This is a genomic window from Pseudomonas sp. LBUM1664 (assembly GCF_059695895.1).
This window is the reverse complement of record NZ_CP166791.1, coordinates 2,842,596-2,856,206: the sequence shown is the minus strand read 5'-3', so window position 1 is coordinate 2,856,206 and position 13,611 is coordinate 2,842,596. Positions and strand designations below refer to the sequence as shown.

At 61.5% G+C, this 13,611-nt stretch carries 10 protein-coding genes; 3 read left to right on the top strand and 7 right to left on the bottom strand.

The window, feature by feature from the left end; all coding sequences use genetic code 11:
- Positions 1–30: 30 nt before the first annotated feature.
- Positions 31–585, top strand: a complete 555-nt coding sequence (locus ACA047_RS13335; RefSeq protein ID WP_497359660.1) for a DinB family protein — start codon at positions 31–33, stop codon at positions 583–585.
- Between the two features lie 74 nt (positions 586–659).
- Here ACA047_RS13335 and ACA047_RS13330 read toward each other — a convergent pair whose 3' ends face one another.
- The 5 genes from ACA047_RS13330 to ACA047_RS13310 form a co-directional block, all read right to left on the bottom strand.
- The gene (locus ACA047_RS13330) at positions 660–1,724 is read right to left on the bottom strand and encodes a 2,3-butanediol dehydrogenase (protein ID WP_497360342.1); all 1,065 of its coding nucleotides are present in this window, start codon (positions 1,722–1,724) and stop codon (positions 660–662) included.
- An 83-nt stretch (positions 1,725–1,807) separates the two neighbouring features.
- Complete coding sequence (locus tag ACA047_RS13325; RefSeq protein WP_497359658.1) at positions 1,808–2,920, bottom strand: acetoin dehydrogenase dihydrolipoyllysine-residue acetyltransferase subunit; 1,113 nt, start codon at positions 2,918–2,920, stop codon at positions 1,808–1,810.
- Positions 2,920–3,936, bottom strand: a complete 1,017-nt coding sequence (locus ACA047_RS13320; RefSeq protein WP_497359656.1) for an alpha-ketoacid dehydrogenase subunit beta — start codon at positions 3,934–3,936, stop codon at positions 2,920–2,922. Before ACA047_RS13320 ends, ACA047_RS13325 begins: the two co-directional genes overlap by 1 nt.
- 39 nt (positions 3,937–3,975) lie before the next feature.
- The gene (locus ACA047_RS13315) at positions 3,976–4,953 is read right to left on the bottom strand and encodes a thiamine pyrophosphate-dependent dehydrogenase E1 component subunit alpha (protein ID WP_497359654.1); all 978 of its coding nucleotides are present in this window, start codon (positions 4,951–4,953) and stop codon (positions 3,976–3,978) included.
- Positions 4,954–4,955: 2 nt separating this feature from the next.
- Positions 4,956–6,038, bottom strand: coding sequence for an ATP-NAD kinase family protein (locus ACA047_RS13310; protein ID WP_497359652.1), 1,083 nt, complete (start codon positions 6,036–6,038; stop codon positions 4,956–4,958).
- 359 nt (positions 6,039–6,397) lie between these two features.
- On the opposite strand from ACA047_RS13310, the gene ACA047_RS13305 reads away from it, so the two are divergent.
- The gene (locus tag ACA047_RS13305) at positions 6,398–8,278 is read left to right on the top strand and encodes a sigma-54-dependent Fis family transcriptional regulator (protein ID WP_497359650.1); all 1,881 of its coding nucleotides are present in this window, start codon (positions 6,398–6,400) and stop codon (positions 8,276–8,278) included.
- A gap of 10 nt (positions 8,279–8,288) precedes the next feature.
- On the opposite strand, the gene ACA047_RS13300 is transcribed toward ACA047_RS13305, so the two are convergent.
- A complete protein-coding gene (locus ACA047_RS13300) occupies positions 8,289–8,618 on the bottom strand; it encodes a hypothetical protein (protein WP_497359648.1) in 330 nt (109 codons plus the stop codon).
- Between the two features lie 341 nt (positions 8,619–8,959).
- Entirely contained in the window at positions 8,960–10,663 is a 1,704-nt protein-coding gene (gene leuA, locus ACA047_RS13295) for a 2-isopropylmalate synthase (RefSeq protein WP_497359646.1), read from the bottom strand.
- A gap of 322 nt (positions 10,664–10,985) precedes the next feature.
- Between leuA and ACA047_RS13290 the strand changes: the two genes are divergently transcribed.
- On the top strand, positions 10,986–13,559 hold the full coding sequence (locus ACA047_RS13290) for a bifunctional diguanylate cyclase/phosphodiesterase (RefSeq protein ID WP_497359644.1): 2,574 nt from the start codon (positions 10,986–10,988) through the stop codon (positions 13,557–13,559).
- The last annotated feature ends 52 nt before the right edge of the window (positions 13,560–13,611 follow it).

Here is a 13,611-nt window from a genome sequence, read left to right as displayed (position 1 = left end):
TTTTTGGCGGACACGACAGGGAGACTTTCCATGAACTATTTCCTGGCCCAGGCCCTGAACAACCAGTGGGCCAACCACAGGCTGCTCAGTGTCTGTACGCAGTTAAGCGAGGCCGACTATGTGGCCGCCCGTACGGGCTTCTTTCCGTCCATTCAAGGCACGCTTTGCCATATTCTCGAAGTCGATTGCTATTACCTGACGGCTCTTGAAGGCAAGCGTGACGGCCAAAGGCAGGATTTTCCCCTGAGCCTGACATTCCCTCAGTTAATGCAGAGCCAGGTCCGGACCGACCAGCGGCTGGTGGTGTTCTGCGAGTCTCTGCGCGAGCAAGACCTGGCCCGCTCCGTCGACCTGGTGCGCATCGACGACGTGGTGCGTGAACGCATCGACCGATTGCTTTTGCACCTGTTCGAACACCAGGTCCATCACCGTGGCCAAGTCCATACGATGCTCAGCGACACCGACATCAAGCCGCCGCAGCTCGATGAGTTCTTCCTCGATTGCGACCGCCCGCTTCGGCAAAAAGAAGAACAGCAACTGCAGCTCAACGAAGGGTATGTCTGGCGAGACTATCGACCTGACTGAACCGCCCCGCAAAACCCGAATAAAAAATGCGATGGCCACTGCTGGCCATCGCCAATCGCCCACCTCAGGCGCTCTCAGATCCGTGCGGGTGACACGATGATTTTCACGTTGTGTTCCTTGTTATTGACCAGCTCCTCAAAGCCCTGGCCCACGATCTGTTCCAACTGGATGCGTCCGGTCACCAGCGGCGAAATATCCAGGCGCCCATCGGCAATAAAAGCGATCACGTCAGCGAACTCACCGTTGTAAGCCAGCGCACCGAGCACCTGTTTTTCGGTGGCCACCAGTTCGAAGAAGTTGAATTCGCTGGGCTCCTCGAAGATCCCCACCAGCACGCATTTTCCGGCCTTGCGGATCAGGTCGATGGCGAGTTTGGCGGTGTGCTTGTTGCCGATGCACTCGAAGCTGACATCGGCGCCCAGGCCGCCAGTCAGGCGTCGCACTTCGGCCAGTGCGTCGCATTCGTTCGGATCGATGACATGGCTGGCGCCGACTTCCAGGGCCTTGGCCTTGCGCGCGCCGGACATCTCCAGGGCAATCACCTGCGCCGCGCCGGCGGCCTTGGCACACATGATGGTGCACAGGCCGATGGTGCCGGCGCCGACCACCACCACGTTCTGCCCCAACAGGCTGCCGGCCTTTTTCACCGCGTGCATGCCCACCGCCAACGGTTCGATCAGCGCGCCGGCCTCGGCAGGGAAATCGGCGGGCAATTTGTAGAGCAGATTGGCCGGCACGTTGACCAGCTCTGCAAACGCACCATTGTTCATCAGCCCGGTGAACGCCAGGTTTTCGCAGATGTTATAGAGCCCGTGGGTGCAGTAATAGCAAGTGCCGCAGTGCTGACAGGCATCGGCCGCCACCGGCTCGCCGACATTGAAACCCTCGACGCCGGCCCCCAGTTCGACGATCTCACCGCAAAACTCATGGCCGAGGATGCACTGGCCCTTGATCCCGGTCAGCGGGTGCGGTGCGTCCACCGGAATGAACACCGGCCCGGCTACATATTCATGCAAATCAGAGCCGCAGATGCCGCACCACTGCACGCGGATCTGCACCCAACCGGCGGGCGGCGAGACGGGCAGTGGCACGTCTTCGACGCGGATGTCATGACGGCCATGCCAGACGGCGGCGCGCATGCTACGGGTAGGCGTGATTGAAACAGTCATAGCGTCTCTCCAGAGTTCTTGGGGGGCGACGACTCGAGTCGCCGCCCGTTTACTCAGTTCTGTTGAATGAATTCGAGGATCAGCCGGTTGACCTGCTCGGCCGCTTCCATCTGCACCATATGGCCCTGGCCCGAAAGCACCTCGACCCTCGCCGCCAGCCCTTCGCTGTGGGCCGCCGGGATGATTGCGTCGTCGCTGCCCCAGATCACCAGGGCCGGTACGTGGCCGGCTTGCACCACCTCGCGCAGGTCCAATTGCTGGCGACCGTCAGCGAACAGCGTCGCTGCCAGTTGGCGCAACGCCGTCTCTACGCCTTCCAGGCGCTTGTACTTGAGCATGTCATCGAGCATCTGCCGGTTGACCAGCTCGGCGTTGGAAAACAGTTGCACCAGCTGCGGCTTGAGGGCATTGCGGTTGGCGGCTTCAACAAAACCTTGCAGATAGCTGCCGTTGATCTCCGCGCCCAGGCCGGCGCTGCCGATCAAGGTCAGCGAGCGCACCCGCCGGGGCATCAGGCGCGCGGTGTTCAGCGACACTGCCCCGCCCATGGAATGCCCCACCAGGTGAGCCACGCTGATGTCCAGATGATCGAGCAAGGCCAGCACCACGCCGCTCAGCTCATCCAGATCGCCACGTTGCAAGACCTTGCCGGACTCACCATGGCCCGGCAGGTCCAGGGCAATGACCCGACGCCCGGCCGCCAGCGCTTCGTGGTTGAACAGCCAGTTGTTCAGGTCGCCACCAAAACCGTGTACCAGCACCAGCGGCGTACCGCCTTCGCCACGTTCGAAATAGCGAATCACCCGACCGTCCAGCTCGATCTTCTGCGGCTTGGGCCCACTGTCTTCGTCGGCGGCATCGCCGGGCACGAAGGTGGATTGGAACTGTTCGATGACCGCATCGATCTCGGCGTCGCTGGCCTCGCCGTCCACGACGATGCCGAGCAAGGCGCCGACCGAAAGCGTTTCGTCCTGCCGGGCGATCTGCCGGCGCAATACACCGGAAAACGGGGCCTCGACGCTGCTGGAAATCTTGTCGGTTTCCACGTCCAGTACTTCATCGCCCTTGGTGATGGCCTGGCCCTCCTCCTTGAGCCAGGCATCGACCCGGCCTTCGGTCATCGACAGGCCCCACTTGGGCATGGTCAGGGTATGAATCTGGCTCATCAGCGCTTGCTCCACTCGATCACGTTGAGCACGGCGGTTTCGATCTTCGCCGCGTCAGGGATGTACAGGTCCTCCAGGGCATCGGAGAACGGCACCGGTGTGTGGGGCGCGGTAACCATTTCAATCGGGGCCTTAAGTGCACCGAAGGCTTTTTGCGCCACCAGCGCCGAGACATCGGTGGCCATGGAACAGCGCGGGTTGGCTTCGTCGATGACCACCAGGCGCCCGGTTTTCTCTACGCTTTCAAGGATGCTGTCCTCATCCATCGGGCTGGTGGTGCGCAGGTCGATGACTTCGCAGTCGATGCCACGCGCGGCCAGGTTGCGCGCCGCATCCATCGCGGTGTTGACCATGCGCCCGTAAGACACGAGGGTCACGTCCTTGCCATCGCGCAGGAAGTTGGCCTCGCCAAAGGGGATGGTGTAGAGCTCTTCGGGTACGTCGCCCTGCATGCTGTACAACAACTTGTGCTCACAGAAAATCACCGGGTCGTTGTCGCGGATCGCCTGGATCAGCAAGCCCTTGGCGTCGTAGGGCGATGACGGGCACACCACTTTGAGCCCCGGAATGTGCGTCCACAGGGACGTGAGCATCTGTGAATGCTGGGCCGCGGCACGCAGGCCGGCGCCGACCATGGTGCGGATCACCAACGGTGTGGACGCCTTGCCGCCGAACATGTAGCGAAACTTCGCCGCCTGGTTGAGGATCTGGTCCAGGCAGCACCCGGCGAAGTCGACGAACATCAGTTCGCACACCGGGCGCACGCCACAGGTAGCAGCGCCGACCGCCGCGCCGACGTAACCGATTTCCGACAGTGGCGTATCCAGCACCCGTCCGGGAAACTGGTCGTAAAGCCCCTTGGTGACGCCGAGCACGCCGCCCCAGGCGTCGTTCTCACCGGGCGCGCCGGCGCCGCCGGCCACGTCCTCACCCATGATGAACACGCTGCAATCGCGGCGCATTTCCTGGGCCAGGGCTTCGTTGATTGCCTGCTGATAGCTGATTTTTCTCGCCATGATGGAGTTCTCTGTTCTTGTTTTATTAGGAGCGGGCGCTCAGGGATAGGAGACGTAGACGTCGGTCAGCAGGTCTGCCGCCGTGGGCTTGGGATCGGACTTGGCCTTGCGCACCGCGTTTTCGATCAGCAACTCCACTTCTTGGTCGATTTGGTTCAACTGATCGGCCGACAACAACCCGGCCCGGGTGGTGCTCTCACGGAACTGCATCAGGCAATCCTGGTTTTCGCGGAAATGCTTGACCTCATCCGGCGCTCGATAGGTCTGGGCGTCGCCCTCGAAGTGGCCGTAATAACGGGTCAGTTTGACCTCGATCAGCGACGGTCCCTCCCCGGCCCGGGCGCGCTCGATGGCGGCGCCGGCCGCTTCATGGACGGCAAAGAAGTCAAAGCCATCCACCGTGACCCCAGGCATGCCGAAGCCGGCGGCGCGGTCGGCGATGTGATCGCAGGCCACCGACCAGTTCGACGCGGTGGCCTCGGCGTAGCCATTGTTTTCGGCGATGAACAGGCACGGCAGGTTCCACACCGAGGCCATGTTCATGGCTTCGAACACCGCACCTTCGTTGGAGCCGCCGTCGCCGAAGAACACCACGGCAACGCTGTCGGTGCCCTTGAGCCGGGCCGCGAGCGCGGCGCCCACCACCAGGGGCGCTCCGGCACCGACGATGCCGTTGGCGCCGAGCATGCCTTTCTCGAAATCGGCGATGTGCATGGAGCCGCCCTTGCCTTGGCAAACGCCGGTTTTCTTGCCGTAGATCTCGGCCATCATCCCGTAGACATCCACGCCCTTGGCGATGCAATGACCGTGGCCACGGTGGTTGGAAGCGATGCAATCGTCATCGCCCAAATGGGCCATGACGCCGGCGGCCGAAGCCTCTTCGCCGGCATACAGGTGGACGAAACCGGGAATCTCGCCGGTGGCGAATTCCACGTGCAGGCGCTCTTCGAAAGCGCGGATGGTGCGCATCACCTGATAGGCGTGCAGCAGTTGATCGTGGGTGAGCGGTGTCGACATTTTTATTCTCCAGGGGTGTCTTGAAGGGCGACTTGAAGGTTCAGGGGGTGTTGCGGGTGTTCACGGCCGATGGCCAACAGGCGCTGTTGCGCGGCGTAGGCCAGCACCGCGTTGACATCGATGCTCAGCGGGCCGCCGGCATCGAGGGTGACCGTGGGTCGGTCCTGCGAGTTGAATTCGATTTCCCGCTCGCCATCCAGGGCCAAAGTGCCGCAAGGCAGCGACAGACCGTGGGCAACGCCGGGTTCCAAGGGCCCGGCGGCGAGCACGCCACAGCCCTGCAGCAGACCGGGAGCCAGCGGCACCAGCAACGCTTCGGGCGATTGCGGGTCCAGGCGCATCCAGGCGCCGCCCGGTGCTTGGCGAGAAACCGGAAACCACAAGCCACACAGCGCGGACAGGCCAATGGATTGCGGTTCGGCAAAGGTCACGAAGACCTCAGCCAGGTCCGCCGCCCGGCTGATGGCCCGGGCGCCGACAAAGCGCAGCGACGACACGGCGACGTCCACCAGGGCGATCTCACGCAAGCCACGAGCAGCGTCGCAGACCAACAAGCGTTTGTTGCGGCGCAAGCCGATCTGCGGCGGTATCCGGCCGCTGGCGTACAGCCCGCCGGCCAGCCCGGCGCTGGTGGCTTCGCGCAGTTCCGGGAAAGCGTTATTGGTGCCGGTTGAGAGGGTCAGCAGCGGGATGTCACCGACTTCGGCGGCCACCGCTTTGTGAGTGCCATCGCCCCCCAACACGGCGATCAGGGTTACCTCGCGTTCGGCCATCAGGCGCGCGGCCCGACGCGTGTCTTCGACGGTCTGGCGCAGGGTCAGGTCGAGAAACTCCAGGGCCGGCCAGTGGCTGCTGCGCGCCTGGCGGCTGTGGCTGTTCTTCAACACAGCGGCAGCAATGCCAGTCATGTCGGTGGGCATCAGGACCTGTTCGATGCCGGTGGCGCCGAAGGCGGCCAGCAGTCGTTGGATCACCGAGACCTTGTCGGTGCTGGAAAACAATCCGGCGTTGGCGGTCAGGCGCCGCACATCACGCCCCGACGCGGGGTTGGCGATGATGCCCACAGTCAGTGGACGGCGGCTCATGGCGTCACCGTGGACAGAAGAGGTAAATGACCCAGGCAGGAAAACCCTCGGCAGAAAAACATAGGCACCTCGTTTTTATTATTGGAAGTCCCGTCGGACGGGTTAGAGGCGGTAGAGCAAGTGCAGTGCCAGTTGCGCATAAAACCCGCGAAACGCCCGGAACAGAGCCCTCTGAAGGCGGTTTTCGAGACAGCAAACCGCAGCGCTGTGAGACGCGGCATGTCAGCCTGCACGAGGTTCTGGCGAGACGCTGAGACGTGGCGTCTCACACCTGCTCGTCTGGCTCGCCGAGCTTGTCTGCGCTCGGCGAACGGCGCTTAATGAGCGCACAACGATAAGAAGCTGAAACGGAGGCCCGTATGCTTTCCGCTCACTCCCGGGCGCATGTGGATTGCGTCAGCCGCGTGCTGAAAAACGCGGCCCAACTGCCACAACTGCCCGTCCCGGATCTGATCCTCGACTCCTGGCGTCGCTCCATGGAGCAACATCACCTGGACCCCGGTTCGCTGCAGGGCCCACGAATCCTGTCCCAGGACGTGCTCAAGCAATGCCGCGAGCGCTCAGAACTGTTCCTCAATATCGCCAGCGAAGAAGTCGCCCGACTCCATGGTCGAGTCCGCGATGCCGACTACTGTGTGCTGCTGACCGATGCCCAGGGCCAGACCATCGACTACCGGGTGGAAACCACCCTTCGCAATGACTGCCGCAAGGCCGGGCTGTACCTGGGCACCTGCTGGTCGGAGCGGGAAGAAGGTACGTGCGGCGTGGCGGCGGTACTCACTGCCCGGGCCCCGGTGACGGTGCACAAGCGCGATCATTTCCGAGCGGCGTTCATTGGCCTGACCTGTTCCGCTGCGCCGGTGTTCGATCCGCAAGGTGAATTGCTCGGGGTGCTGGACGTCTCGGCGGTGCGTTCACCGGATGATCGACGCTCGCAGCATTTGATCCGGCAGATGGTGGTGCAGAGCGCGCGGGAAATCGAACAGGCGTTTTTCATGAGCAGCGCCCAGGGCTACTGGGTGCTGCGGGCCCATCGCAACGCCGGCTACGTCGACAGCCAGCCCGACTTCCTGTTCGCCTGGGACGACGACGGGTGCCTGCAAGCCCTGAACCCGGCCGCGCGCCAATACCTGCTGCAACACTACGGCCAACTGCCGCAGCACATCAGCCAGGTCTTCGATCAACAATTGCTGCACCGTGCCCGCGACGAAAGCCTCTACCCTTTTTGCAGCCACGGCATCGCATCGCCCATGCATGGGCGCTTGAGCGCGCCGCGACACCGGGCGAATGCTCGCACCCGGGTGGCGATGACCCCGGCTCAGTTGGACCCACGATTGGCCGATAGCCTGCGTTTGGCGGTGCGGGTCAAGGATCGCAACCTGCCAGTGCTGATCCAGGGCGAAACCGGCTCGGGCAAAGAGGTTTTCGCCCGTCAGTTGCACCAGGCCAGCCAGCGCCATGACCGCCCGTTCGTGGCGTTGAACTGCGCGGCGATTCCCGAAAGCCTGATCGAAAGCGAGTTGTTCGGCTACGTCGCCGGGGCCTTCACCGGGGCCTCGGCCAAAGGTATGCAGGGCCTGCTGCAACAGGCCGATGGCGGCACGCTGTTTCTGGATGAAATCGGTGACATGCCGCTGGCGTTGCAGACCCGCCTGCTGCGGGTACTGGCCGAGGGCGAAGTCGCGCCCTTGGGTGCGTCACGCCGCAAGGCCGTGGACATTCAGGTGATCTGCGCCACCCACCGCGACTTGGAAACCTTGGTCGCCGCCGGCGAGTTTCGCGAGGATCTGTACTTTCGCCTGGGCGGCGCCCGCTTCCAGCTGCCACCGCTGCGCGAACGCAGTGACCGGTTGGCGCTGCTCAACCGCATTCTCGAGGAAGAATCGGCGCTCTGCGGGGGCACGGTGCAATTGAGCAGCGCGGCGCTTGAGTGCCTGCTTGGTTATCACTGGCCGGGCAATGTCCGCCAGTTACGCCATGTGCTGCGTTACGCCTGCGCGGTGTGCGAGGCAAGTGTGATCCAACTCAACCATTTGCCCGAGTCATTGCACAGCGCACAAGCCCCCGCCTACGCGCCGGAACCGAGCGCCAGCCCGGAGCGCCAGGCATTGCTCGATGCCTTGGTACGCCATCGCTGGAAACCCACCGCCGCTGCCCGGGCCCTGGGCATTTCCCGGGCGACCCTGTATCGACGGGTGCACCAGCATGGCATCGAGATGCCTGGCAGAAGCCCGGCGTGAAGTCGAACGTTTATCTTCGCGCCAGCTCATGACGCACGCATTGTTCATAATAGGTTTGCTTGACGGCGGCGGGCTTGAGACGCGAGTCGCTGTTGTAGGTCTGCTCGGTGATGCCCAGGGCGGTCATGCGCATCCAGGGCCGGGAGAATTTGCGTACTTGCAGTTTCTTGCGCGCCCCGTACAGCGTGATCCCGGAGAGTTTAGAGGCCTGGGCGCCCGCCGCGATGTCCGAACCCCAGCGGCAGACTGACTGCTGGTTTTGCGTCAATGCCCTGGCCTGGGCCTCAAGCGAGACAGTGGCCAGGAGGAACGTCGCCAGGACCCATATAGAAACTCTCATAAGTTCATCGCCCAACTTTCTGAAATGAAAGAAGTTTGATGATGTTCAGATGAGCAAGGGGCCAGCATTTAAACTGTCTAAACCTGAAACTCGACCTGTAGGAGCTGTCGAGTGCAACGAGGCTGCGATCTTTCCCCAGACAATTGAGTCGTAAGCAAACACCCCAACAAATCAAGATCAAAAGGGCTGTGTGCCGAGTTTCGCCTGAGCCACGACGCCGCCTTCGCAAGTTAAATGTGGGAGCGAGCAGGCTCGCTCCCACAAGGTTCAGCGCCAGGCCTGGAGGCCATTGAGGCTTTGTACGCCAAAGTGTTGCCACCCAGGTGCGCTACGCCGGCGGCTCACCTTGCGCTGACCGCTTCGTTGGCCCCGATCGAGCCAAGCAAGCCTTTGCGGGTAGCCCGATTGAGGGCGCTGACCAATGCCTTCAAAGAGGCCGACAGGATGCTGCCATCCCGTGCGGCACCGAAGATGAACTGGTTATCCAAGCGGATTTCGACATAGGCCATCGCTTCGGATTGGGCCCCGTCGCGAATCGCATGCTCGTGGTAATCGGCAATGTCCAGGCTGGCTCCGCAAGCAGCCAGCGCATCGACCATGGCCGCCAATGGGCCGTTACCCTCGCCGGACAAGTGAATCTGGCCCTGCGGTCCGTCCAGGAGCGCATCGATGTACGTCGTCTCGCCTTCGCTGACCACTTGCGGCTTGCCCAGTCGGTAAGGCGTTGCCTCGGTGAGGTACTGCTCGGTAAAACACTCCAGGATCATCTCGCTGGTGATCTCCCGGCCTGTATCGTCGGCCACTTGCTGGACCAGGCCGCTGAACTCCATTTGCAGGCGCCGCGGCAGGACGATGCCGTACTGCTCCAGCAGATAGGCCACGCCGCCCTTGCCGGACTGGCTGTTGACGCGGATGACCGCCTCGTAACTACGCCCCATGTCCGCCGGGTCGATGGGCAAGTATGGCACTTCCCAAAAACCGCCGGGGTGGGCATTACGTGCGGCGAAGCCTTTTTTGATGGCGTCCTGATGAGAGCCGGAGAACGCCGTGAATACCAGCTCGCCGGCATAAGGATGGCGCGGATGGGTCGGCAACTGGTTGCAGTACTCGACCTCACGCTGCACATGCACGATGTCCGAGAAGTCCAGCTTTGGCGAGACCCCACTGGTGTAGAGGTTCATCGCCAGCGTGAGAATATCGACGTTGCCGGTGCGCTCACCGTTGCCAAACAGCGTCCCTTCGACCCGTTGGGCACCCGCCAGGCAAGCCTGTTCGGCCGTGGAAACACCGGTGCCACGGTCATTGTGCGGATGGACGCTGATGATCACGCTGTCCATGCGACTGAAATGACGGCAGAACCACTCGATCTGATCGGCAAAAACGTTGGCGGTGGAGACTTCCACGGTGGTCGGCAGATTGAGGATCATTTTGTTCTGCGGGGTGGGCTCAAATTGCGCGGCCACGGCTTCACAAATTTCCAGACCAAAATCCAGCTCGGTAAAGCAGAAGGTTTCCGGCGAATACTGGAACGTCCACTCGGTCTGCGGGTACTGCTGCATCAACGCCTTGATCTCCCGAGTGGCATCGGTGGCAATTTTGATGCAACCGGCTTTATCGACCCCGAACACCACATCGCGAAACACCGCAGCGGTGGCGTTGTAGACATGGACGATGGCACGGGGGGCGCCCTTCAGCGCTTCGAAGGTTCGTTCAATCAGGTGCGTACGCGCCTGGGTCATGACCTGGATGGTCACATCCGGCGGAATCTTGTTGCCTTCGATCAGTTCGCGAACGTAGTCAAAATCGGTCTGCGAGGCTGCGGGGAAGCCCACTTCAATTTGCTTGAATCCGGTTTTAACCAGCAGCTCGAAAAACCGGCGCTTGCGTTCGGCGTTCATCGGTTCGATCAGGGCTTGGTTGCCATCGCGCATGTCGACACTGCACCAGGTAGGTGCCTGGCGCTGAACCCTGGATGGCCATTGCCGATCAGGCAGGTCGACGGTGGTGAAATGACGATATTTGACGGACGGGTCGCTGAGCATCATGGGTTTGTCTCCTTGAGAACGAGGGCAACTGGATCAGTTCGCAGGACACGAACAGATTGGATCCAATAAATGAAGTCTAGGGGATACTCGCTGCTCAAGGATTGCCAAGAATGGCTTAAAACATAATTTTTTAGCGTTCCGTAAGATGTTTTTCGTCTATTTATGAAATAAATAATCAAAAAATCTATTTTTAAGTCAAATACGCCCAATAACGAAGTAGCTTTACCGCCCGCATGAGTCGCAATCATGACTCATTGAATCATCCCGGCAGCCGATACCTATCAGGTGCGGGTGACATCGCTTTTTAGCTGACGACTAATTTATGACTGAAGATGCTGGCAACGCCTCAACCGTTCTTTCTCCGGGCTTGCCAACCCGAAGTTTTACCCGCCGCACCTTCCCGGCCATCATGTTCCTGCTCTTTGTCATGTCCGCACTGGCTATCGCGGTGTTGCTCAACATTACTGGGGATCAGGACGAGCGCGCCCGTCAACAGAGTCTGTTTTTCGCCCAGAAAGCCATCGACGGTATCCGCACGGGCATCGGGAGAGACCTGAGCGACTATTCCAAGTGGAGTGACGCCTACCGACATCTGCATGTGGTGGTCGACAAAGACTGGGCCTACGAGCAGGAAAATATTGGCAACAGCGTTTACGAGCTCTACGGCTATCAGGCTGTGTTTGTCATTTCCCCAGCGGGTAAAACCGTCTACTCGGTGATCGATGGCCAGATGAGTGAGGCCGATGCCAATACGTGGCTGGCCGGCGACCTGCGAGCACTCGGGACGAAAGCCAGTACCCCGCAGAACCGCGACGAAGTCATCGTCGAGTTGCTGCATCACGACGGCGCGCCCGCGTTCGTCGCCGCTTCCGCCATCACCACCGGCACGGACCACAGCGTGCCCGAGATCCCCGGCCCACCCAGCCTGCTGGTGTTTGTGAAAGTCCTCGATAGCGCAGCCCTGCAAAACCTGGCGCGGGACTTTGCCCTGCCTGATGCCCACATTTCCACCACGCCCGGCCAGGCCGGGACGGCCCAGGTGTCGCTTGACGGCCAGACCCAGGAAGCCCTGGCATGGCGGCCACCGACCCCCGGCAAGGATCTGCGTAAGATTTTGCTGCCCTTGTTGATGCTGGCATTACTCTTTCTGGCAATTCTGGCGCTGGCCGTGTTGCGCCATGCCTTGGTCATGCTCCGTGCCCAGGAACGCCAGTACACCAGCCTGCTGGCCCATCGCAAGGCGTTGGAGCGCAGTGAAGAACGATTCCGGGACATTGCCGAAGTGTCGTCTGACTGGTTGTGGGAAGTCGATTCGACCGGGACGCTAACCTACCTGTCGGAACGTTTTGAACAAGTGACTGGGTTCAGCCCCACCGAGTGGCTGGGCAAGCCTCTCCACAGGCTGCTGCACCCCCACGGCGGATCAATTTCGATTGCCCAATGGTTGCTTGGCGGCGCCAACAGTGCCTCATCCGCCCCGCTGTTATGCGAGTACACCGCACGCAACCAGCGCATACGCACCTGCAAACTCTCGGTCCGGGCCATCGAAGCCGGCACCCTGGGTTTTCGCGGCACCGCCACCGACATCACCGATGAATTGCGGGCGCTGGCCCAGATCACGCACCTGTCCCTCCACGACCCACTGACCGGGCTGGCCAACCGAAACCGGTTGTTTGACTGCCTCAGCGAACACTTGGACTCGGCAAGGAGCACGCCGCTGGCACTGCTGAACCTGGACATGGATCGATTCAAGCCGGTCAACGACTCCCTGGGGCATGCCGTGGGGGATAAAGTGCTAAGGGAAGTGGCCCATATCCTCCAACAGAACGTGCGCAGCACCGACCTGGTGGCCCGCCTGGGCGGTGACGAATTTGTCATCGTCATGCCCGACCCAGGCGATGCGCAAGACCTCGAACAACTCTGCGAGCGCTTGATCGACTGCATGCAACGCCCCATGCACCTGGACGGCAATACGTTGTACCTGGGGGTGAGCATCGGTGTTGCCTGGTCGCAGCCCGGCGACGAACGTGCCGATGAACTGTTGTACCACGCAGATATCGCGTTGTATGCGGCCAAGGCGGCGGGCCGCAATACCTGGCGCGTGTATGTGGAGGCCATGGGCAATGTGGCCCGCGACCGTCGGCGATACGAGCAGCAACTGCGCAACGCGATGCAAGGCAATCAACTGGAACTGCGTTATTTGCCCCGCTTCAACGTGAGCGCCGAGCAACTGCACGGCTTTGAAGCCCAGACCTTCTGGCATCATCCCGAGAAAGGTGAACTGGGTGGATCCGACTTCATGCCCGTTGCCGAGGCATCGGGCCAGCTGGAAGAATTGGGGAACTGGATGTTGATCAATGTCTGTGAAGAGGCGGTGAGCTGGCCGACCGTCGTCAACGTGTCCATCGCGGTCTCTCCAAAGTGGTTCACCAGCAGCTTTTTACTTAACCAGGTGCGAACAGCCCTCGAAATGAGCGGCCTGGCCCCTCATCGGCTGACGCTGGAAGTGGCCGAAGGCGTTCTGCTGGCCGACCACAAGGCGGTCGCCAGCACCCTTCATGCACTCAAAGACCTCGGCGTGCGGATCAACATCGACAAGTTCGGCACCAGCATCGCGTCCCTTCGCGAGGTTTTGAACCAGCCGTTCGATGGCATTCGCTTTGATCGCAACATCCTGTCCCAACTGGGCCTTGAGCATGATCAGGAAGGCGTCCTGGCCATGATTCGACTGAGCCGCAGCGTAGGGCTCATGGTCACCGCCGAAGGCATCGAAAACGCCCGGCAATTCCACCAGCTGCGCAGCGTCGACTGCGACCATGTGCAAGGCCCCTACTTCGGCTCGGCACTGGCCCGCTCGGAAATGGCCTCGTTCTTCACGACACCCAGGTGGTTATAGGGCAAACCTTCCTCTCGCCTTCGGTCAGTGGAAGCAAGCCTGCTCGCGATGG

Excerpts from the sequence above, each read along its gene's own strand:
- ACA047_RS13335 (WP_497359660.1), top strand. The coding sequence starts at position 31 with ATGAACTATTTCCTGGCCCAGGCCCTGAACAACCAGTGGGCCAACCAC.
- leuA (WP_497359646.1), bottom strand. The coding sequence starts at position 10,663 with ATGATGCTCAGCGACCCGTCCGTCAAATATCGTCATTTCACCACCGTC.
- ACA047_RS13300 (WP_497359648.1), bottom strand. The coding sequence starts at position 8,618 with ATGAGAGTTTCTATATGGGTCCTGGCGACGTTCCTCCTGGCCACTGTC.
- ACA047_RS13290 (WP_497359644.1), top strand. The coding sequence starts at position 10,986 with ATGACTGAAGATGCTGGCAACGCCTCAACCGTTCTTTCTCCGGGCTTG.
- ACA047_RS13330 (WP_497360342.1), bottom strand. The coding sequence starts at position 1,724 with ATGCGCGCCGCCGTCTGGCATGGCCGTCATGACATCCGCGTCGAAGAC.
- ACA047_RS13305 (WP_497359650.1), top strand. The coding sequence starts at position 6,398 with ATGCTTTCCGCTCACTCCCGGGCGCATGTGGATTGCGTCAGCCGCGTG.
- ACA047_RS13315 (WP_497359654.1), bottom strand. The coding sequence starts at position 4,953 with ATGTCGACACCGCTCACCCACGATCAACTGCTGCACGCCTATCAGGTG.
- ACA047_RS13325 (WP_497359658.1), bottom strand. The coding sequence starts at position 2,920 with ATGAGCCAGATTCATACCCTGACCATGCCCAAGTGGGGCCTGTCGATG.
- ACA047_RS13310 (WP_497359652.1), bottom strand. The coding sequence starts at position 6,038 with ATGAGCCGCCGTCCACTGACTGTGGGCATCATCGCCAACCCCGCGTCG.
- ACA047_RS13320 (WP_497359656.1), bottom strand. The coding sequence starts at position 3,936 with ATGGCGAGAAAAATCAGCTATCAGCAGGCAATCAACGAAGCCCTGGCC.